The sequence below is a fragment of the Pseudomonas sp. G2-4 genome (assembly GCF_030064125.1).
In the GTDB taxonomy this organism is placed as follows: Bacteria; Pseudomonadota; Gammaproteobacteria; order Pseudomonadales; family Pseudomonadaceae; genus Aquipseudomonas.
In genome coordinates, this window is record NZ_CP125957.1 from 1,801,634 (window position 1) to 1,822,218 (window position 20,585).

Annotated in this window: 18 protein-coding genes; all 18 read left to right on the forward strand. The window is 54.4% G+C overall.

What is annotated here, in order from left to right:
- Positions 1-23 precede the first annotated feature (23 nt).
- The 18 genes from QNH97_RS08035 (at position 24) to QNH97_RS08120 (ending at position 20,561) form a co-directional block, all read left to right on the forward strand.
- Positions 24-2,231, forward strand: coding sequence for a bifunctional prephenate dehydrogenase/3-phosphoshikimate 1-carboxyvinyltransferase (locus tag QNH97_RS08035; protein ID WP_283557441.1), 2,208 nt, complete (start codon positions 24-26; stop codon positions 2,229-2,231).
- Positions 2,228-2,917 (forward strand): (d)CMP kinase, encoded by a 690-nt coding sequence (cmk, locus tag QNH97_RS08040; RefSeq protein WP_025212565.1) that lies wholly within the window; start codon positions 2,228-2,230, stop codon positions 2,915-2,917. The genes QNH97_RS08035 and cmk overlap by 4 nt, the downstream gene beginning before the upstream one ends.
- Positions 2,918-3,037: 120 nt before the next feature.
- The gene (gene rpsA / locus QNH97_RS08045) at positions 3,038-4,732 is read left to right on the forward strand and encodes a 30S ribosomal protein S1 (protein ID WP_007939922.1); all 1,695 of its coding nucleotides are present in this window, start codon (positions 3,038-3,040) and stop codon (positions 4,730-4,732) included.
- Between the two features lie 227 nt (positions 4,733-4,959).
- Positions 4,960-5,238: a hypothetical protein gene (locus QNH97_RS08050; RefSeq protein WP_283556359.1), complete on the forward strand. Its 279-nt coding sequence runs from the start codon at positions 4,960-4,962 to the stop codon at positions 5,236-5,238.
- Positions 5,239-5,385: 147 nt separating this feature from the next.
- Positions 5,386-5,682, forward strand: a complete 297-nt coding sequence (ihfB, locus tag QNH97_RS08055; protein ID WP_003199243.1) for an integration host factor subunit beta — start codon at positions 5,386-5,388, stop codon at positions 5,680-5,682.
- 25 nt (positions 5,683-5,707) lie between these two features.
- Entirely contained in the window at positions 5,708-5,932 is a 225-nt protein-coding gene (locus tag QNH97_RS08060) for a lipopolysaccharide assembly protein LapA domain-containing protein (protein ID WP_283557442.1), read from the forward strand.
- Between the two features lie 192 nt (positions 5,933-6,124).
- Positions 6,125-7,198 (forward strand): LPS O-antigen chain length determinant protein WzzB, encoded by a 1,074-nt coding sequence (locus tag QNH97_RS08065; protein WP_283556360.1) that lies wholly within the window; start codon positions 6,125-6,127, stop codon positions 7,196-7,198.
- A 718-nt stretch (positions 7,199-7,916) separates the two neighbouring features.
- Positions 7,917-9,911, forward strand: a complete 1,995-nt coding sequence (locus tag QNH97_RS08070; RefSeq protein WP_283556361.1) for a polysaccharide biosynthesis protein — start codon at positions 7,917-7,919, stop codon at positions 9,909-9,911.
- A gap of 511 nt (positions 9,912-10,422) precedes the next feature.
- Positions 10,423-10,944 (forward strand): transcription/translation regulatory transformer protein RfaH, encoded by a 522-nt coding sequence (rfaH, locus tag QNH97_RS08075; RefSeq protein WP_283556362.1) that lies wholly within the window; start codon positions 10,423-10,425, stop codon positions 10,942-10,944.
- Between the two features lie 524 nt (positions 10,945-11,468).
- Entirely contained in the window at positions 11,469-12,590 is a 1,122-nt protein-coding gene (gene wecB, locus QNH97_RS08080; RefSeq protein ID WP_283556363.1) for a non-hydrolyzing UDP-N-acetylglucosamine 2-epimerase, read from the forward strand.
- Between the two features lie 96 nt (positions 12,591-12,686).
- The gene (wecC, locus tag QNH97_RS08085; protein ID WP_283556364.1) at positions 12,687-13,958 is read left to right on the forward strand and encodes a UDP-N-acetyl-D-mannosamine dehydrogenase; all 1,272 of its coding nucleotides are present in this window, start codon (positions 12,687-12,689) and stop codon (positions 13,956-13,958) included.
- A gap of 82 nt (positions 13,959-14,040) precedes the next feature.
- Positions 14,041-15,039 (forward strand): UDP-N-acetylglucosamine 4,6-dehydratase (inverting), encoded by a 999-nt coding sequence (pseB, locus tag QNH97_RS08090; protein WP_283556365.1) that lies wholly within the window; start codon positions 14,041-14,043, stop codon positions 15,037-15,039.
- Between the two features lie 3 nt (positions 15,040-15,042).
- Positions 15,043-16,203 (forward strand): UDP-4-amino-4,6-dideoxy-N-acetyl-beta-L-altrosamine transaminase, encoded by a 1,161-nt coding sequence (pseC, locus tag QNH97_RS08095; protein ID WP_283556366.1) that lies wholly within the window; start codon positions 15,043-15,045, stop codon positions 16,201-16,203.
- A complete protein-coding gene (gene pseF, locus QNH97_RS08100; RefSeq protein WP_283556367.1) occupies positions 16,200-16,907 on the forward strand; it encodes a pseudaminic acid cytidylyltransferase in 708 nt (235 codons plus the stop codon). The genes pseC and pseF overlap by 4 nt, the downstream gene beginning before the upstream one ends.
- Entirely contained in the window at positions 16,904-18,016 is a 1,113-nt protein-coding gene (gene pseG / locus QNH97_RS08105) for a UDP-2,4-diacetamido-2,4,6-trideoxy-beta-L-altropyranose hydrolase (protein WP_283556368.1), read from the forward strand. The genes pseF and pseG overlap by 4 nt, the downstream gene beginning before the upstream one ends.
- Position 18,017: 1 nt before the next feature.
- Complete coding sequence (gene pseH / locus QNH97_RS08110; RefSeq protein ID WP_350356197.1) at positions 18,018-18,539, forward strand: UDP-4-amino-4,6-dideoxy-N-acetyl-beta-L-altrosamine N-acetyltransferase; 522 nt, start codon at positions 18,018-18,020, stop codon at positions 18,537-18,539.
- Between the two features lie 11 nt (positions 18,540-18,550).
- On the forward strand, positions 18,551-19,612 hold the full coding sequence (pseI, locus tag QNH97_RS08115) for a pseudaminic acid synthase (protein WP_283556369.1): 1,062 nt from the start codon (positions 18,551-18,553) through the stop codon (positions 19,610-19,612).
- A gap of 31 nt (positions 19,613-19,643) precedes the next feature.
- Positions 19,644-20,561, forward strand: coding sequence for a polysialyltransferase family glycosyltransferase (locus tag QNH97_RS08120; RefSeq protein WP_283556370.1), 918 nt, complete (start codon positions 19,644-19,646; stop codon positions 20,559-20,561).
- Positions 20,562-20,585: the final 24 nt, after the last annotated feature.

Sequence of the window (20,585 nt, forward strand, 5' to 3'; positions counted from 1 at the left end):
CTTCACTGCAACCTGCTAGCCCTATGATCGGTCGCCTGGTGGTGGTCGGCCTGGGGTTGATCGGCGGTTCGTTTGCCAAGGGCCTGCGAGAAAGCGGCCTGTGCCGGGAAGTGGTCGGTGTCGACCTGGACCCGCAGTCGCGCAAGCTGGCGGTGGAGCTGGGGGTGGTGGATCGCTGTGAAGATGACCTGGCGATTGCTTGCCAGGGCGCGGACGTGATCCAGCTGGCGGTGCCGATCCTGGCCATGGAGAAGCTGCTGGTGCGTCTGGCTGCCATGGACCTGGGCCGTGCCATCCTCACGGATGTCGGCAGCGCCAAGGGCAACGTCGTGCGCGCCGCCACCGAAGCCTTCGGCAGCATGCCCGCACGCTTTGTGCCCGGCCATCCGATTGCCGGCTCCGAGCAGAGCGGGGTGGAGGCTTCCAATGCTGAGCTGTTTCGTCGCCACAAGGTGATCCTGACGCCGCTGGAGCAGACCGATCCGGCTGCGCTGGCAGTGGTGGACCGTTTGTGGCGCGAGCTGGGCGCCGATGTCGAGCACATGCAGGTCCAGCGTCACGATGAAGTATTGGCCGCCACCAGTCATTTGCCACATCTATTGGCGTTTGGTCTGGTGGATTCATTGGCCAAACGCAATGAAAATCTTGAGATCTTCCGTTACGCTGCCGGCGGTTTCCGCGATTTCACGAGAATCGCCGGTAGCGACCCGGTCATGTGGCACGACATCTTCCTCGCTAACCGCGAAGCTGTCCTGCGCACACTCGATACATTTCGCAGTGACCTCGACGCCTTGCGCGACGCGGTCGATGCAGGGGACGGGCACCAATTGCTGGGCGTTTTCACACGCGCCAGGGTGGCCCGCGAGCATTTCAGTAAAATCCTGGCCCGTCGGGCCTATGTGGACGCTATGAACTCCAACGATCTGATTTTCCTGGCACAACCTGGTGGCTCCCTGAGTGGGCGTATTCGTGTACCGGGCGATAAATCGATTTCCCACCGTTCGATCATGCTCGGCTCCCTGGCCGAGGGCGTGACCGAAGTGGAAGGTTTCCTCGAGGGCGAAGACGCCCTGGCGACGCTGCAAGCGTTTCGCGACATGGGCGTGGTCATCGAAGGCCCGCATCACGGCCGCGTGACCATCCATGGCGTCGGCCTGCACGGTCTCAAGCCTGCCCCGGGACCGATCTACCTGGGTAACTCAGGTACCTCGATGCGCCTGTTGTCCGGCCTGCTGGCGGCGCAAGACTTCGACAGCACGCTGACCGGTGACGCCTCGCTGTCCAAACGCCCGATGAATCGCGTGGCCAACCCGCTGCGGGAAATGGGTGCGGTCATCGAGACCGCGGCCGACGGTCGTCCGCCGATGACCATTCGGGGCGGCAACAAGCTCAAGGGCCTGACCTACACCATGCCGATGGCCAGCGCCCAGGTGAAATCCTGCCTGCTGCTGGCCGGTCTCTATGCCGAAGGCAAGACCACCGTCACCGAGCCGGCGCCGACCCGCGACCACACCGAGCGCATGCTGCGCGGCTTCGGCTACCCGGTCACGGTCAACGGTGCCACGGCCTCCGTCGAGTCCGGCGGCAAACTGACCGCGACCCACATTGAAGTGCCGGGCGACATCTCGTCGTCGGCGTTCTTCCTGGTGGCGGCGTCGATTGCCGAAGGCTCCGACCTGGTGCTCGAACACGTCGGCATCAACCCGACCCGTACCGGCGTGATCGACATCCTGCGCCTGATGGGCGCGGACATCACTTTGGAAAACCAGCGTGAAGTCGGTGGCGAACCGGTAGCCGACCTGCACGTAAGAGCGGCTAAACTCAAGGGTATCGAGATTCCCGAGGCGCTGGTTCCGCTGGCCATCGACGAATTCCCGGTGCTGTTCGTGGCGGCCGCCTGTGCAGAAGGGCGCACCGTGCTGACCGGCGCCGAAGAGCTGCGGGTCAAGGAGTCGGATCGCATCCAGGTGATGGCGGACGGCTTGCTGTCCCTGGGCGTCAAGTGCCAGCCGACGCCGGACGGCATCATCATCGACGGCGGCCAGATCGGCGGCGGTGAAGTCCACGGTCACGGTGACCACCGTATCGCCATGGCCTTCAGTGTTGCGTCCCTGCGCGCCAATGCGCCGATTCGCATCCATGATTGCGCCAACGTCGCCACGTCGTTCCCGAACTTCCTGGCGCTGTGCGCGCAGGTCGGTATTCGAGTAGCACAAGAGGCACAGTCGTGAACATCAAGGCACCGGTCGTCACCATCGATGGCCCAAGCGGCTCGGGCAAGGGCACCGTCGCCGGGATCCTGGCCAAGCAACTGGGCTGGAACCTGCTCGATTCAGGTGCCTTGTATCGTCTGCTGGCGTTCGCCGCCGCCAACCATGGCGTCGATCTGACCAACGAAGAGCTGCTCAAGGCACTGGCCGCCCACCTGGACGTACAGTTCATCGCCGCGACCGACGGTCAGCTGCAGCGCATCATTCTGGAAGGCGACGAAGTCAGTGATGTCATCCGCACCGAAAGTGTTGGCGCCGGCGCTTCCCAGGTCGCCGCGCTGCCGGCGGTGCGCGAGGCGTTGCTGCAGCGCCAGCGGGCCTTTCAGGAGCCGCCGGGGCTGGTAGCCGACGGTCGCGACATGGGCACGGTGGTGTTTCCCGATGCGCCACTGAAGATTTTCCTCACCGCCAGCGCGGAGGAGAGGGCGCGTCGCCGTTATTTGCAGTTGAAGGGCAAAGGCGAGGATGTTAGTCTGTCGAGTCTGCTAGATGAGATCCGTGCACGCGATGAGCGTGACACCCAGCGCGCAGTAGCCCCGCTAAAGCCGGCGGCCGACGCGATTCAGCTGGATTCCACGGAGTTGTCCATCGATCAGGTGTTGCAACGCATCATGAGTGAGATCGCCATTCGCGATATCGCCGGGTGACCAGGAAGCTCTGCAGGGGACCAGTCATAGTCCTGCGGTGCTTCTTTTATATGAAACTAACCCACACCGTCTGGGGTGTGGAGGCGGGCGTATTCTTCGCCCTAATCAACAGGAATTAAAATGAGCGAAAGCTTTGCGGAACTCTTTGAAGAAAGCCTGAAAACCCTGAACCTTCAGGCAGGCTCCATCATCACCGGTGTTATCGTTGATATCGATTACCAAGCTCGCTGGGTAACCGTTCACGCTGGTCTGAAGTCTGAAGCACTCATCCCGCTTGAGCAGTTCTACAACGACGCTGGCGAACTGAACATCAACGTCGGTGACGAAGTTCACGTTGCTCTGGACTCGGTTGAAGATGGCTTTGGTGAAACCAAGCTGTCCCGTGAAAAAGCCAAGCGCGCTGAATGCTGGATCGTTCTCGAAGCGGCTTTCGCAGCTGAGGAAGTGGTCAAGGGCGTTATCAACGGTAAGGTTAAAGGCGGCTTCACTGTCGACGTTAACGGCATCCGTGCGTTCCTGCCAGGTTCCCTGGTTGACGTTCGTCCAGTGCGCGACACCACGCACCTGGAAGGTAAAGAGCTGGAATTCAAGGTCATCAAGCTGGACCAGAAGCGCAACAACGTTGTCGTTTCCCGTCGCAGTGTCCTGGAAGCCGAGAACTCCGCCGAGCGTGAAGCTCTGCTGGAATCGCTGCAGGAAGGCCAACAGGTCAAGGGTATCGTCAAGAACCTCACCGATTACGGCGCATTCGTCGATCTGGGTGGCGTCGATGGCCTGCTGCACATCACCGACATGGCCTGGAAGCGTATCAAGCATCCTTCGGAAATCGTCAACGTTGGCGACGAGATCGATGTCAAGGTTCTGAAATACGATCGCGAACGCAACCGTGTTTCCCTGGGCCTCAAGCAACTGGGTGAAGATCCATGGGTTGCTATCAAAGCCCGTTACCCAGAAAGCACCCGCGTCACCGCTCGTGTTACCAACCTGACCGACTACGGCTGCTTCGCTGAGCTGGAAGAAGGCGTTGAAGGCCTGGTACACGTTTCCGAAATGGACTGGACCAACAAGAACATCCACCCTTCGAAAGTCGTACAAGTCGGCGACGAAGTGGAAGTCATGGTTCTGGACATCGACGAAGAGCGTCGTCGTATCTCCCTCGGCATCAAGCAGTGCAAATCTAACCCATGGGAAGATTTCTCTGGCCAGTTCAACAAGGGCGATAAAATCTCCGGCACCATCAAGTCGATCACCGATTTCGGTATCTTCATTGGTCTGGACGGCGGCATCGACGGCCTGGTTCACCTGTCCGACATCTCCTGGAACGAAGTGGGCGAAGAAGCCGTACGCCGTTTCAAGAAGGGCGACGAGCTGGACACCGTTATCCTGTCGGTTGACCCAGAGCGCGAGCGCATCTCCCTGGGTATCAAGCAACTGGAAAGCGATCCGTTCTCCGAGTACGTTCAAGAGAACGACAAAGGCGCAATCGTTAAGGGCATCGTGAAAGAAGTTGACGCTAAAGGCGCCATCATCACCCTGGCCGACGATATCGAAGCGACTCTGAAAGCCTCCGAAATCAGCCGTGACCGCGTTGAAGACGCGCGTAACGTCCTGAAAGAAGGCGAAGAAGTAGAAGCCAAGATCATCAGCGTTGACCGCAAGAGCCGCGTAATCCAGCTCTCCATCAAGTCGAAAGACGTTGAAGAAGAGAAAGAAGCAATCCAGAGCCTGCGCGACAAGCCAGCTTCGGACACTGCTGCTCCTGGTCCTACCACTCTGGGCGACCTGTTGCGTGCACAGATGGAAAAACAGAACTGAGTTCTGTCAGACCATAGAAAAAGGGCGACTTCGGTCGCCCTTTTTTGTGGGCGCGATTTTTCAGACTTTTCCGACTCCCATAAGTACTGTCGAACTGCGATCATTCAAGGCCCAACGAAACCAACGCCCCTGCCTGGCTGTCTCTTTTATGAAGCAGATCAATAATCTACTCAGGGGCTCCGACTTGTGCGCGTAATCGGTCCGGGCTCTCTACCTTAAGGATCTGAATGAACAAGCTCTTTCTGGTGTTGGCCGCCCTGGTACTGGCAGGTTGCTCTACAAGCGCCAAGACTCACGCAGTGCGCGGTGTCAGTGGTATCGAGGTCGACTGCTCAGGATTGGGGTCCGGCTGGGAGAAGTGCCATAAGAGGGCCGCCAGGGAGTGCAAGGGGGCAGGCTACAAAGTCATTACCCGATCCGACGACGCGAAGGATGAAGATCAATACCCCTTTGGTTTCAATCCGGCAGGTTATCTGACTCGAACGATGTTGGTGATCTGTCGATAGCTTGAGCAAAGGTCTCGCTATCGGCACGGGAAGGGGCGCGCAAGGGAGTAAAGAAGAATGTCAATACATGGGCTGTTCAAATCCCTCCGACCATGCTAAAACCTTTTCAAGCGATTTTCCTAGCTGCTTGAAAAAGAAGGGAAAAATATGACGAAGTCGGAGTTGATCGAACGAATTGTCACCCATCAAGGGCTACTCTCATCCAAGGATGTGGAGCTGGCTATCAAGACCATGCTTGAGCAAATGTCCCAATGCCTGGCTACGGGAGATCGTATCGAGATCCGTGGTTTCGGCAGCTTCTCCCTCCACTATCGCGCGCCGCGAGTAGGCCGCAATCCTAAGACCGGTCAGTCCGTTAGTCTTGATGGGAAGTTTGTACCTCACTTCAAGCCGGGCAAGGAGCTTAGGGATCGTGTGAATGAGGAGGAGGGGGATGAGCTCTGACGCAGCGGCCAGGAAAGGGCTATTCATGTGGAACTTTAAACGTCTGGCGATTGTCGTACTTGCGGTTCTCGCCGCCTCAGCTATCGTACTGTTCGTGCTGGAAAATCATCAGCCCGTCGCGCTCTTGTTCCTGGGCTGGTCAGCCCCGCAGCTCCCAGTTTCAGTTTTCGTGCTATTGGCGTTTCTCGCAGGTATGCTGATCGGCCCGTTGCTCGCCTGGTTCATGAGTGCGCGCCGGCGGTTGAAATAATGGATGTGTGAGCCCAGGAGTCTTGGAGTAAGGATCACTGCCTACAAATTTTTCTGACTTTGGGTGTTTTTTTGTTCGTATTTAATTTGACTCAGTTTACCGTTGCGTTCGTCGGGGTATTGCCCGTCTTACCTTTTGATGCGTCCAGTGTGTTTGCAAGCGCAATCTCAAAAAAAGGAAGCGAGGCCACCCATGCAAAATAATCCTGTTGAAGTGCGTAGCTCGGATGAGATTGATCTGATTGAGCTTGTGTGTGGCCTTTGGGCTCAGAAGTGGTTGATCGTTGGTATTGCTCTTTTGGTCACTGCTGGCGCAGCTGCGTATGCGTTTGTTAGTAAGCCAATCTATGAATCCAAGCTTTTTATCATGCCCCCGACCCAGAATGGTATTGCCGAGCTGAATTATGGTCGGGGTGGAAAAAACTCTGATCTGGAACCTTATTCCATTCAATATGTTTATGACGTGTTCGCCCGAAATCTTCAGGGTGAGTCCCTTCGTCAAAGCTTCTTCAATGACATATATCTTCCCTCGCTTGACGAATCTCAGCGAAAGGGTGCGCTGGACCGTCTGTATGGGCGTTTCTCTCGAGAGTTAGTCATAAAGGGGCCTGGTAAGGATACTCCTGATCGTTTTTCGGTAACTGTGCAAGGTGGCGACCCCGCGCGGGTGACAGAATGGGCCAAAGCATATGTTACACGTGCCAGCGAGGCTGCCGAGTCTGAGTTGATCAAGAACGTCACGACTGAAGCGTCTGTGAAGGCGCGAAATCTGGAGCAGCGAATTGTCAGCTTGCGCGAGACCGCGCAACGGGTACGTGAGGATCGGATTCAGCAATTGCGCGAGGCGCTAAAAATAGCCGAGGCGATTGGCCTGACTACGCCAACTATAAACTCTTCTGCTGCGGTGGATATTACTGTAGATACGGGTAACAAGATGGATTACCAGCGAGGCAGCAAAGCTTTGAATGCTGAGATTATCGCGCTGGAATCCAGAACTTCCGACGATGCGTTTATAGCGAATTTACGATCGCTGCAAATGCGCTATAACTTTTATCGTAAGTTGAATATAGACCCTGAGCATATTTCAGTTTATCGGCAGGATGGTAGTGTTGAGGTACCGGAAAGTCCGATTAAGCCCAAAAAAGTCTTAATCGTTGGGCTTGGCCTTTTCGCTGGGCTTGTGTTGGGCGTATTTATCGCATTGGTTTGCTTCGTCTTGCTTCGCAATCACGGTGGTCGATGGTCCAGGGGGGGCGGTAGGAGCTGAGCACAGCCCCATATACCTCATTCATTATTGAGTTCTCGGCGTAGCAAATACTAAATAGCTTATGCTCGTTGAGTATGGCTCCTGATAGTGAGAGGCTTTTTGATATTGCCTAACTTTCAAGCTAACGCCTGTCTGGAGGTTGCTTTATAGGTTAGACAATTTGAAGCGCTGAAGGCGCCGCCTGGTATTTGCAGTGGCGGTGGCGCGTTCCCCTGATGCCGTTCAAATTCACATGTGCTCCTCGGGAGAAGGGTTTCTCGGCGTCATACTGTCACTGCAGGTGGCAGGGGCTACACCTATGCCGCCTTCATTGCCGCTGATTGCGCTTGTATTTTACCATTGATGCAGCGGTAGTTGATGCACAGGCTTTGCGGAGCAGCAAGATTGATGAGGCTTATCGCTATCAGGTACTGTCAGTACGCTTCGCAAAAAATCGGCTGGCATCTCCCTGTGCTCTTCGCAGTCGCCGCAAGCAATCTGTTTGGCTGCTGCCGCTGGTATTCCCCGTTTTATTGAATAGGGATGGCGCTCTACCCTATAGCGGCGGCTTGCGTGCCGCTGGTGCTTCTTGATCAAGATTCATGCAGGCAAAACTGGAGAGGGTCTAATCTGGAGTAAGGCTCATATTTGGGCTAGGGCTGTCGAATCTTTTTTACGTGAATTTGAATCCCGGGAATGGATCTATTTTTAGGAGCTGGCCAAGGTGCATGAAGGGGTTATGGATAAAATAAGATCGGCTCTGCTGGGGTTGCCAAGGCGCCACAAGCGCGCAATCCAAGTAGCTACAGATGTGGTGTTGGTTTGGGCCGCTCTGTGGCTGGCATTCGTCGTTCGGCTGGGCGTCGAGGCGTTGGCCAGCCCGATCGAAACGCACCTGTGGCTTTTTGCATCCGCGCCGTTGATCGCTATTCCGATTTTCATCCGCTTTGGCATGTACCGTGCTGTCATGCGGTATTTCGGTAACGACGCGCTGATCACCATTTGCAAGGCGGTAAGCCTTTCAGCGTTGCTGTTAGCCCTCTTAGTGTATTGGTACAGCAACCATAAAACCGTGGTCCCACGCTCGATCATTTTCAACTACTGGTGGCTCAGCCTGATCATGATCGGCGGTTTACGCCTGCTGATGCGGCAGTATTTCCTGGGCGACTGGTTCACCGCCGCCCAGCATGTACCGTTTACCAATCGTGATGATGGTCTGCCGAAAGTCGCTATTTATGGTGCCGGGGCTGCGGGTAATCAGCTCGTGGCGGCATTGCGCATGGGGCGGGTGATGCGGCCGGTTGCGTTTATTGACGACGACAACAGCATCACTGATCGTGTCATTGCCGGGCTGCAGGTGTACCAACCCAAGCACATTCAAAAAATGATCGATACGACTGGCGCGCAGGAGATCCTGCTGGCAGTGCCTTCTTCGTCAAGAGGCCGACGCCGTGAAATATTGACGCTGCTTGAAGGGTTCCCGTTGCATGTGCGAAGCGTCCCAGGTTTCATGGATCTGGCCAGTGGTCGGGTCAAGGTCGACGACATTCAGGAAGTGGATATTGCAGACCTTCTCGGGCGTGATCCGGTGCCTGCGCAAGCTGACCTGCTTGAACATTGCATCGTAGGACAATCCGTTCTGGTGACAGGGGCAGGGGGGTCAATCGGCTCCGAGCTTTGTCGGCAAATCCTGGCGCTAAAGCCAACAACGTTGCTGCTTCTTGATCATAGCGAATTCAATCTCTACAGCATTTTGTCCGAGCTTGAACCTCGCATCGCTCGGGAATCGTTGTCCCTTCGGTTGTTGCCTATCTTGGGGTCTGTCCGGGATCAGAGCAAGTTACTGGACGTCATGAAGACCTGGAATGTCGATACGGTCTATCACGCCGCGGCTTATAAACACGTCCCGATGGTTGAGCACAATATCGCCGAAGGCGTCCTGAACAATGTGATCGGAACATTGAACACGGCACAGGCTGCGTTGCAGGCTGGCGTGTCGAATTTCGTCTTGATCTCTACAGACAAGGCCGTGCGCCCGACCAATGTGATGGGCAGTACCAAGCGGCTTGCCGAACTGACGTTGCAGGCCCTCAGTCGTGAGTTGGCCCCCGTGTTGTTTGGCGACAAGGCCAACGTGTCACGCGTCAATAAAACCCGTTTCACTATGGTCCGGTTCGGTAATGTGCTGGGCTCGTCCGGGTCGGTTATCCCGCTGTTCCATAAACAGATCAAGTCAGGCGGGCCGTTGACCGTTACCCACCCCAAGATCACCCGCTATTTCATGACGATCCCCGAGGCCGCTCAGTTAGTGATTCAGGCTGGGTCGCTGGGGTTGGGCGGGGATGTATTTGTGCTCGATATGGGTGAGCCCGTGAAGATAGTCGAGCTGGCGCAGAAAATGATTCATCTGTCTGGCTTGAGTATTCGCTCGGAAAAGAATCCTCAAGGGGACATTTCAATCGAGTTCACGGGGCTACGTCCAGGTGAGAAGCTTTACGAAGAGCTGCTCATCGGCGACAACGTCGTCGCAACCCCGCACCCGATGATCATGAGTGCCAACGAAGATCATCTGCCATGGGATGTGCTCAAAGCTAAGTTGACCGAGTTGCTGGCTGCCATTGAACATGATGACTACTCGAGAGTTCGTCAGTTGCTCAGAGATACGGTGAGCGGCTATGCCCCAGACGGCGAAATTGTTGACTGGATCTATCAGCAGCGCCGTCTCGAACCCTGATTGTTACATGCCGTGTAGCGTACACATTTGCGACATTGCTCCATCCTTGCTTGGGTAGGGTGCGGGGAGCGAGACCTCTGTATTTCCTGGCCTAGGAATGATGCCGGAGTGCGAACAAAGCCAAAATCGGATGGTCTGTCATCTACAACCAGGGCGCTACGTAACCTGGAGCTATTGATTCCCAGTGACACCAGCGATGCTAGACTGTGAGGGTGTTGGAGGGCCTCTAGTCTTGGGTGTTTAGAAGTCAACGGCTTCGGGGCTAAAGCGGGGCGCGGTAGTTCGTGTCCAGGTGGAGGAGGTTTTCCACAAAGGGTAAAATGGGCAAATAGGTCACCACTGTGCACCTGGGGGCACAGAAAAATGTGGCTTCGACAGCCCAAAGTTCTCCCTCTTCATCCTAACCAGCTGGCTAGGCTAAGCGAATCCTGCAATCAGCTTGATCGAGCTGGGTGCACAGAGGAGTAAACTGTCGGTGTGCAAATGTCGCACCGGTTTGCTTGTTACCTATATGAATGTAAGCGTTGCGAATCCCATAAACACTGCAGATACGGCCCCGGCCTGGTATCTCGTGCACTGCAAGCCCCGCCAGGATGAGCGTGCGGAAGAGAACCTGCTACGCCAGGGTTACACCTGCTATCGGCCGCAGCACAGCTACGAGCGAGTAGTGCGGAGCCGTCGGCTAATCATTACTGAATCGCTGTTCCCTGGATATTTATTCATTCAACTGGCTGCCGGTGCCAATTGGGCACCCCTGCGATCGACTCGCGGGGTCTACCGCATAGTGAGTTTCGGTGGTACTCCTCTTCGGCTCGATAACAGTCTGATTATCCACTTGCAGCAACGCGCGGCAGAAGCTATCACACCGGCGTTTTCGGCAGGGGATAGTGTACGGATTATCCAAGGAGGCTTTGCCGAGCTGGATGCGGTCTTCATATCAATGGATGGCGAGCAGCGCGTAATACTGCTGCTCAATATGCTCAACCGCCAGCAAAAGATCAGCATGCCACTGGTGAGTATAATCAAGAATTGAATCAGCCTCGGCAGCGGCCGAGGCCAAAGCAGCACCCTGGCTATGCCAGTAGAAATTTTGAAGCCTTCGACGTTCTCAGGAAACCAACGGTAAATCCTGGGGCGGTAGCGTGTCTGATGCAGATCAAACTTCCAACCGGACATTTACGGGTAGGCGGGTTGGGCTGCGTTCGGTGCCCGGCGCCATACTTTTGTTTTCAGGTTTGATTTCGGATGGAAGTTATCCGCCATCGCCCCGGGCATCCCATAAGGAATGCGGTGCCTACATCTGTCGGGAAGGGGGGGCGTCAGGGCGCGACGCTTTGCGGGTCTAGAAATCTTGTCCTAAAGCTGCTGGTCGCCGAACTGATAAGCAGCCAGGGCAGGTCCTTATCGCAATGGGCGGAGCGTATGACGGACCATCCTAGAGTAATTGAGAAGTAACGGACAAATGTCAGCATTAAATGCTGACAGATTTCGAATTAAAGCTGTGATTTTTTGAGCTAAAAAGGCCCGTTGTATATTCTGGCCAAGGAATTTATTTAGATGAAAACTCTTTGTGTATTTGGTACCCGTCCCGAAGCAATCAAGATGGCACCTTTGGCTTTGGCTTTGGCTGCTGATGAGCGTTTCGAGTCCAAGGTATGCGTGACTGGCCAGCACCGAGAAATGCTTGATCAAGTTTTGGGGTTGTTTGCCATCAAGCCGGATTTCGACCTAAATATCATGAAACCTGGCCAGGATCTGACAGATGTAACGACTTCGATTCTTCAGGGTATGAAAACGGTTTTTGCTGAGTTCAAGCCAGACGTCGTATTGGTTCATGGCGATACGGCCACAACGTTTGCAACCAGCCTAGCGGCTTATTACCAGCAAATCCCGGTTGCGCATGTAGAAGCGGGCTTGCGAACAGGTAATATTTACTCCCCCTGGCCAGAAGAAGCCAATCGCAAACTGACCGGTGCATTGGCCAACCTTCATTTCGCTCCCACCGAAACCTCCCGGGCCAACTTGCTGCGAGAGGGCGTTGCTCCTGCGAAAATCATTGTCACGGGCAATACAGTGATCGATGCGCTGGTGGATGTTATCAAGCGGCTCGACCATGATGCAGAGCTGAACGCCATAGCCTCAGCGCCTTCGGCATTCCTGGATCCTGCTCGCAAACTTATCCTGGTTACCGGGCATCGCCGTGAAAGTTTCGGTGACGGCTTCGAGCGTATTTGCCAGGCACTGATGGAGGTTGCCCAGCAACATCCTGATGTCGATATCGTTTACCCGGTTCACCTCAATCCCAACGTGCGTGAGCCGGTCAATCGTCTGCTCACTGGTATCAGCAACGTTTACCTGATCGAACCGTTGGATTACCTGCCCTTCGCCTCCTTGATGAGCCGCGCCCACATCATCCTGACCGACTCGGGTGGCATTCAGGAAGAAGCGCCTTCGTTGGGTAAACCGGTGTTGGTCATGCGCGATACCACTGAGCGTCCCGAAGCGGTAGATGCAGGTACCGTTAGATTAGTAGGTACGGAGACGAGCAATATAGTTAGCGAACTGAATCGGCTGCTAACGGATCAAGACGCATATCGCGCCATGAGTTACGCCCATAATCCCTATGGCGATGGTCACGCCTGCGGTCGAATCATTGACGCCTTGTGCAAGATATCCTGAGCTTGCATCCAGCACTGCCGGTTGTAGGGGCGGCCCTGCTCGCATTAACCGACTCTAGCGCAAACATATTTATTTAAGAATATTCAAGGAAGCACCATGCTCTTCCAAACCATTTCCGTCATAGGTCTCGGCTACATTGGTTTACCTACGGCAGCAGTATTCGCATCCCGCAAGAAGAAAGTGATTGGTGTTGACGTCAATCAGCAGGCGGTGGATACCATCAACCGCGGGGGAATTCATATTATCGAACCCGATCTAGATATGGTCGTGCATGCCGCGGTCACCGAAGGTTATCTGCGTGCTACGACACAGGCAGAGCCAGCGGATGCGTTTTTAATTGCGGTGCCAACCCCATTCAAGGGCGATCACGAACCGGATCTCTCATATATAGAGTCAGCGAGTAAGGCTATTGCGCCAGTCTTGAAGAAAGGTGACTTGGTGATTCTAGAATCCACCTCCCCGGTGGGCGCGACTGAACAAATGGCGGCCTGGTTGGCTGCGTCGCGCCCCGATCTGAGTTTCCCGCAAACTCATGGGGAAGACTCTGATATTCGCGTAGCGCACTGCCCCGAGCGGGTTTTACCAGGCCATGTCTTGCGGGAGCTTGTGCAGAATGATCGAGTGATTGGCGGTATGACAGCCAAATGTTCCGAGGCAGCGGTAATACTTTACAAGACTTTCGTAGAGGGCGAGTGTGTCATTACCAATGCACGCACCGCAGAAATGTGCAAGCTGACCGAAAACAGTTTCCGTGACGTGAATATCGCCTTCGCCAATGAGTTATCGATCATTTGCGATAAGCTGGATATCAACGTATGGGAATTAATCCGTCTGGCTAATCGTCATCCGCGGGTTAGCATCTTGCAGCCAGGTCCGGGGGTTGGTGGACACTGCATTGCTGTGGATCCTTGGTTTATCGTTAGTAGCACTCCAGAAGAAGCAAAGCTTATCCGTGCTGCGCGCGAGGTTAACGACGGCAAGCCTCATTGGGTTGAGAATAAAGTGAAATTGGCCGTAGCAGAGTTCTTGCAGCAGAATCCAGAGAGGACTGCTTCGGAAGTGACTATTGCCTGCTTTGGCCTGGCTTTTAAGCCTGATATCGATGATCTGCGTGAAAGCCCCGCCTTAGCAATTTCCCAGAAGATTGCCGCAGCCCACCCCGGTTGCGTATTGGTGGTTGAGCCAAATATTGACGCGCTACCGATGAAGTTGGCGGGCAAAAAGCTGGTTCTAAAAAGTATTGATCAAGCACTTTCCGAATCTGACGTTTTGGTGTTGTTGGTCGATCACAAGGTATTTAAGAATATTCCTATGGATGCACTTCGGGATCTTAAGATCATTGATACCCGGGGTGTTTGGATCTCTTGATTGGCAAGTTGTTCGTGGGTGTCGAGATTTAAATCCACTCAATAGAATCATTTTAAAGTTTAACTTAAACGGGATTGATCAAATGTTCACTAACCAAACTATTCTGGTCACTGGCGGAACTGGCTCTTTCGGCAACACTTTCGTACCGATGACCCTGGCCAAGTACAATCCGAAGAAAATTATCATTTTCTCCCGTGATGAGATGAAGCAGTGGGACATGGCGAAGAAATTCGAGGGTGACCCCCGCGTGCGTTTTTTCATCGGCGATGTGCGTGACAAGGACCGTCTGTACCGTGCCCTAGATGGTGTCGACTACGTGGTGCATGCTGCCGCCACCAAGATCGTTCCGACCGCTGAGTACAACCCGTTCGAGTGCGTCAAGACCAACATCAATGGCGCCATGAACTTGATTGATGCCTGTATCGACAAGGGCGTCAAGCGTGTGGTCGCGCTGTCCACGGACAAGGCCAGCAGCCCCATCAATCTGTATGGCGCAACCAAGTTGGCTTCGGATAAGCTATTCGTCTCTGGCAACTCCTATGCCGGTGGGCATGACACCCGTTTCGCCGTCGTCCGTTACGGCAATGTAATGGGCTCGCGTGGTTCGGTGATTCCGTTCTTTATGTCAATCAAGGACAAGGGAGTGCTGCCTATCACCGACGACCGCATGACCCGCTTCATGATTTCCCTCGAAGAAGGCGTCGAACTGGTTTGGCACGCTTTCGAAGACATGGAGGGCGGCGAGATCTACGTGAAGAAAATCCCATCCATGAAGGTGACGGATTTGGCTCGTGTGGTTGCACCCGACGCTAGGCAGGAAGTGATCGGCATTCGTCCCGGCGAAAAGCTGCATGAGCAGATGATCAGCGCAGAAGACTCGCACTACACCTATGACTACCCGGAGCATTACAAGATCCTGCCAGTCATCAACGACTGGTCGACATGCGCCAAACGGATCAAGGATGGCACGAAAGTCCCCGAAGGCTTTGTCTACTCCAGCGACAACAACGCTGAGTGGATGAGCGACAAGGAACTGCAGGTCTGGATCGATACGAACCGCGAAAAAATCGGGAGCATCTGATCCATGATCCCCTACGGTCGCCAAGACATCACCCAGGCCGATATCGATGCGGTTCTGGAAGTACTCAAATCCGACTTCCTGACTCAGGGCCCCATGGTGCCGCGTTTCGAGCAAAGTGTGGCGCAGCACGTCGGGGCGGGCCATGCATTGGCCGTGAACAGCGCCACCTCGGCGCTCCATATCGCCTGCCTGGCGCTTGGGCTTGGTCGCGGTGACCGTTTGTGGACCACCCCGATCACCTTCGTCGCCTCTGCCAACTGTGGCCTGTACTGCGGAGCGGAGGTCGACTTCGTCGATATCGACCCGCACACCTATAACCTCTGCCCGCTAGCCCTTCAGCGCAAGCTGGAACGTGCCGAGCATGAAGGCAAGTTGCCCAAGGTCGTGGTTTCCGTGCATCTGTGCGGGCAACCCTGCGATATGCAAGCCATCCATGTTCTGGCCCGGCGCTATGGTTTCAAGGTGATAGAGGATGCCTCTCATGCCATCGGCGGGAAATACCGCGGCGAATTCATTGGCAATTGCCGTTACAGTGATATCACTGTGTTCAGCTTCCATCCGGTGAAGATAATCACCACCGCCGAAGGTGGCATGGCGCTGACCAACGATGCCGAACTGGCCCGCAAGATGGCCTTGCTGCGCAGTCACGGTATCACCCGCGATCCGGCACTGATGACTCACGAGGCCGATGGCCCCTGGTACTACCAGCAGGTCGACCTCGGCTTCAATTACCGTATGACCGACTTGCAGGCTGCCTTGGGTGTAAGCCAGATGGCGCGCCTGGATCAGTATGTGGCGCGTCGTCACCAGTTGGCTCGCCGCTACGACGAGTTGCTGGCAGAGTTACCGGTCACCACGCCCTGGCAGCATCCGGACAGCTACTCAGGGTTGCACCTGTATGTCATCCGCCTGCAACTGGGCAAGCTCCAGAAGAGTCATCTCCAAGTATTCGAATCCCTGCATGAGTTGGGTATTGGGGTCAACCTGCACTACATTCCGGTGCATACCCAGCCTTATTATCAACGTATGGGGTTCAAGGTCGGTAACTTCCCTTTAGCAGAAAGCTATTACAGCGAAGCTATTAGCCTACCGATGTTCCAGACCATGAGTGAGGAGCAGCAGGACACTGTTGTTGCCGCTCTGCGTGAGGTGCTCGACGCATGAGACTGGCTGTTATCCCTGCACGAGGCGGCAGCAAACGCATCCCGCGCAAGAACATCAAACCGTTCTGCGGCAAACCGATGATCGTTTGGTCCATCGAGACTGCGCTGCGAAGTGGCTGCTTCGATCAGGTCATCGTCTCCACCGACGATGCGGAAATTGCCGATGTCGCTCGCCAGTATGGCGCCAGCGTACCGTTCATGCGCCCGGCCGAACTGTCTGACGATTACACCGGCACCCTCCCGGTGATTCGGCACGTCATCGAGTGGTTCAACGCTCAGGAGCAGGCGATTGAACAAGTCTGTTGCCTGTACGCTACCGCGCCTTTTGTCCAAGTTGAGGATATTCAGCGAGGGTTGCAGATCCTCGAAGAGACGGATAGCGACTATGCCTTTTCGGTGACTAGCTACGCTTTCCCGATTCAGCGGGCCATTCGTCTCACCGAGGAGGGTCAAGTTGAGATGTTCAGCCCCGAATATTTCAATACCCGCTCGCAAGATCTGGAAGAGGCTTTCCATGATGCAGGCCAGTTCTACTGGGGCCGAGCCAGCGCATGGCTGCAAGGCAAAATGATCTTCAAGCCCGGCTCGGCGCCTGTTCTCTTGCCGCGCCATCGTGTGCAGGATATTGATACGCTGGAAGACTGGGTGCGAGCTGAATGGCTGTTCAAAGCTATGCAGGCGCAACAGGGTACAGATCAGTTATGAAGGTTGTCTTCCGCGCCGACGCCTCGCAACAGATCGGTACCGGCCATGTCATGCGCTGCCTGACCCTGGCCGATGCTCTTAATGCCCGGGGCGCAGAATGCCGGTTCATCTGTCGCGAGCTCCCCGGCAACCTGATTGAACTCATTCGTAGCAAGGGTTATCCAGTCCATAGCTTGCCTCTCAGCGAATCGCAAGAAGCTAGCTTGCTCGTGACCAATGAAGCTGGCAGCGGAGCAAAATTGCCCCACACTGCTTGGCTCGGTACCTCCCAAGAGCAGGATGTCGCCGAGTGCGCCGTCATCCTTGGCGAGTTGAGCACCGATTGGTTAGTGGTCGATCATTACGCCCTCGATGCCCGCTGGGAAGTTGCACTCAAACGGCACTGCCGCAAGCTGATGGTGATCGATGACCTGGCCGATCGTCCCCATCAAGGCGACCTCTTGCTGGATCAGACCTTCGGTCGCAATCCGGCGGACTATGCTCCGTGCGTGCCTGCTACATGCACGGTACTCTGCGGCTCGCAATATGCCCTGTTACGCCCCGAGTTTGCCGAGCTGCGTCCCTACAGTCTGGCTCGTCGGGGAGATGCGCAGCTCAGGCATCTGCTCATCACCATGGGCGGTGTTGATAAGGACAATGCCACCGGGCAGGTACTGTATGCCCTCCAGTCCAGCGAACTTCCTGCCAATTGCCGTATCACTGTGGTGATGGGCGCAACTGCGCCCTGGCTAACTGAAGTTCGTCAGCGGGCTGAGCAGATGCCATGGCCCACCGACGTCCGAGTAAACGTTGGCGATATGGCACAGCTGATGGCCGATAGCGACTTGGCGATTGGCGCTGCCGGCTCGACGTCCTGGGAACGCTGCTGTTTGGGATTACCGACGGTGCTGGTCGTTCTTGCCGACAATCAACATCAGGTCGCAAAAGGTCTCGAACAAGCGGGAGCGGTCCATGTCCTGCAGGAACCGCATCGGATCGCGGAGCATCTCCCACAGGCACTGGCTTCACTGATCTCATCGACAGTCTTTCGGGCTGCCATGAGCCAGGCTGCGCAGCGCATTGCGGACGGCAATGGCGTAGCTACTGTAATCCAGCACCTGGAGTCTTGAAGTGACCGGAACAGTATCGGCTCAACAGCGAGTACGTCCGATGACATACGAGGATCTCGAGCGAGTGCTTGCTTGGCGAAACCATGAAGAGGTGCGCCGCTACATGTACACTCAGCATGAAATCAGCCTAATCGAACACTCGCGCTGGTTCGAGCGGGCATCCCAGGACTCCAGCCGTCACCTACTGGTATTTGAAAGCAATGCTGTGCCTCTAGGCTTCATAAACCTCCATCAGATTGCACCCGGTGGTGTGGCAGATTGGGGCTTCTATGTTGCTCCTGACGCACCGAGAGGAACAGGCCGTCTACTGGGGCATGCAGTATTGCAACATGCTTTCGCTCATCTAGCCTTGCACAAGCTCTGTGGGCAGGCGCTGCGCTTCAATACGCGGTCCATCAAGTTTCATCAGAGACTTGGCTTTCAGCAGGAAGGAATTCTGCGTGAGCAACACTTTGACGGCCAGAGCTATCACGATGTTGTGTGCTTTGGCCTTCTTGCCTCTGAATGGCAATCGAACCTCTGAGAGATAACCGTATGTCGACTATCCCAAGTATCAGCATTGCCGGCCGACGCATCGCTCTCGATGCGCCGCCTTACATAATTGCCGAACTTTCCGCGAACCATAATGGCAAGTTGGAAACGGCACTGAAGATAATCGAAGAAGCCAAAAAGGCGGGCGCCGACGCCATCAAGCTTCAGACCTACACCGCCGATACCATTACCTTGGATTGCGATTCGGAAGAATTTCAGATCCACGGTGGACTGTGGGACGGCAAGAGTCTCTATCAGCTTTACCAAGAAGCTCATATGCCTTGGGACTGGCATGTTCCGCTGTTCGAGCATGCGCGTAAATTAGGTATCACCATCTTCAGTTCGCCGTTCGACAACACAGCTGTCGACCTCCTGGAAAGCCTCCGCGCCCCAGCCTACAAGATTGCCTCCTTCGAGGCCGTCGATTTGGCGCTGATCAAATATGTCGCCAGCACTGGCAAGCCGATGATCATCTCCACCGGTATGGCTGATGCGGAGGAGATTCAGGAAGCGATAGCGGCTGCGCGCGATGGGGGATGCAAGGAGTTGGCTATATTGCATTGCGTAAGTGGCTATCCTGCCCCAGCAGAAGACTACAACCTACGTACTATCCCCGACATGATCCAGCGCTTCGGCTTGGTTACGGGATTGTCTGATCACACGCTTGATAATACTACCGCTATTACAAGTGTTGCTCTGGGGGCTTCGGTGATTGAAAAACACTTCACCCTAGATCGGAACGGTGGAGGGGCGGATGACAGCTTCTCTCTAGAGCCCGCCGAACTCACTGCGCTTTGTCGTGACAGTAAGACCGCGTGGGCAGCTTTAGGTAGGGTTGATTATGGTCGCAAGTCCAGCGAGCAAACTAACGCAAAGTTTCGACGATCTCTTTACTTTGTGAAGGACCTGAAGGCCGGCGATGTAATTACTGAAAGTGCAGTGAGAAGTGTGCGGCCAGGGTATGGTGCTGCACCAAAATATTTAGACTATGTGCTTGATAAAAAAGTAATATCTGATGTTTCTGCTAACAGCCCTGTTGTGTTGGAAGGGTTAAAAGATGCATGAGCGGTGTCTTATAATTTTTGAGTTTGAGTAAATGAAGAATAAGGTGTTGATTCTGGTAGAAACGCCGTTTCAACTGCTATGTGCTTATGAATATTTACGTAAGCACCAAGCCTGTATTTCTTTATATATTAGGAATAGCGGCGTTGGCAGCAATGATCAGCAAATGAGCGCAATGGTCAGAGACTTAAACCTTAAAGTAAAAAAAGAATTTCTGGTAAGGCCAGGCAATAAGTTAGATTACTTTTTGTCGGTCTTGGGTTTCTTGTTCAGCAATTTTCATTGCTATGATAAGGTAGTTTTAGGTAGTTTTTTCTCTGGCTTTCAGAAGCTACTTTCTTCAATTGTTCTAAAAAAAGAAATAATTCTGTTGGACGATGGTGTTGCGACTTTGCTGGCTGATAAAATAATAAATGAGCGAGGAGGGAAGTATTCAGTATTTAGTATATTTGATCTGGATGAAAAAAATTATCTTAATTGTGAAGTGAATCGATTTGATTCTATTGCCGGTGAGTATGATTGTAAGGGGAGTGAGGAGTATGCTGTTTTTTTTATAGGACAAAAGCTGGTTGATATCGGTGCAATGGATGTCGCTGCCTATATTAGGGTTTTAGAGTCTGCAGTAAAAGACTCGCCTGAATCAGTTGTGCACTACATTCCGCATCGCACGGAAAGTCTAGAGTGTCTAGAAGTCGTTAAGGAAGTAAAAGGTCTCCAGTTATTGCATGCAGACGTAGCGGTGGAGTATTTCATGTTGCGAAACAAGTGGCGTCCGCGGAAAATCTATTCAGTTAACTCTACGGCACTTTTTACGCTTGCGAGCCTATTTCCTGATGCTAGGGCCGTTGCCATAATACCTAGTACGTTAAAGACGCAAATGTTTGTGCATCATGATCTGATAATGGAGTCTTTTGAAAGGCATAAATCGATCGTAATAAATCGCGTTTCATAGATTTTGCCAGAAACATTTGTCGTG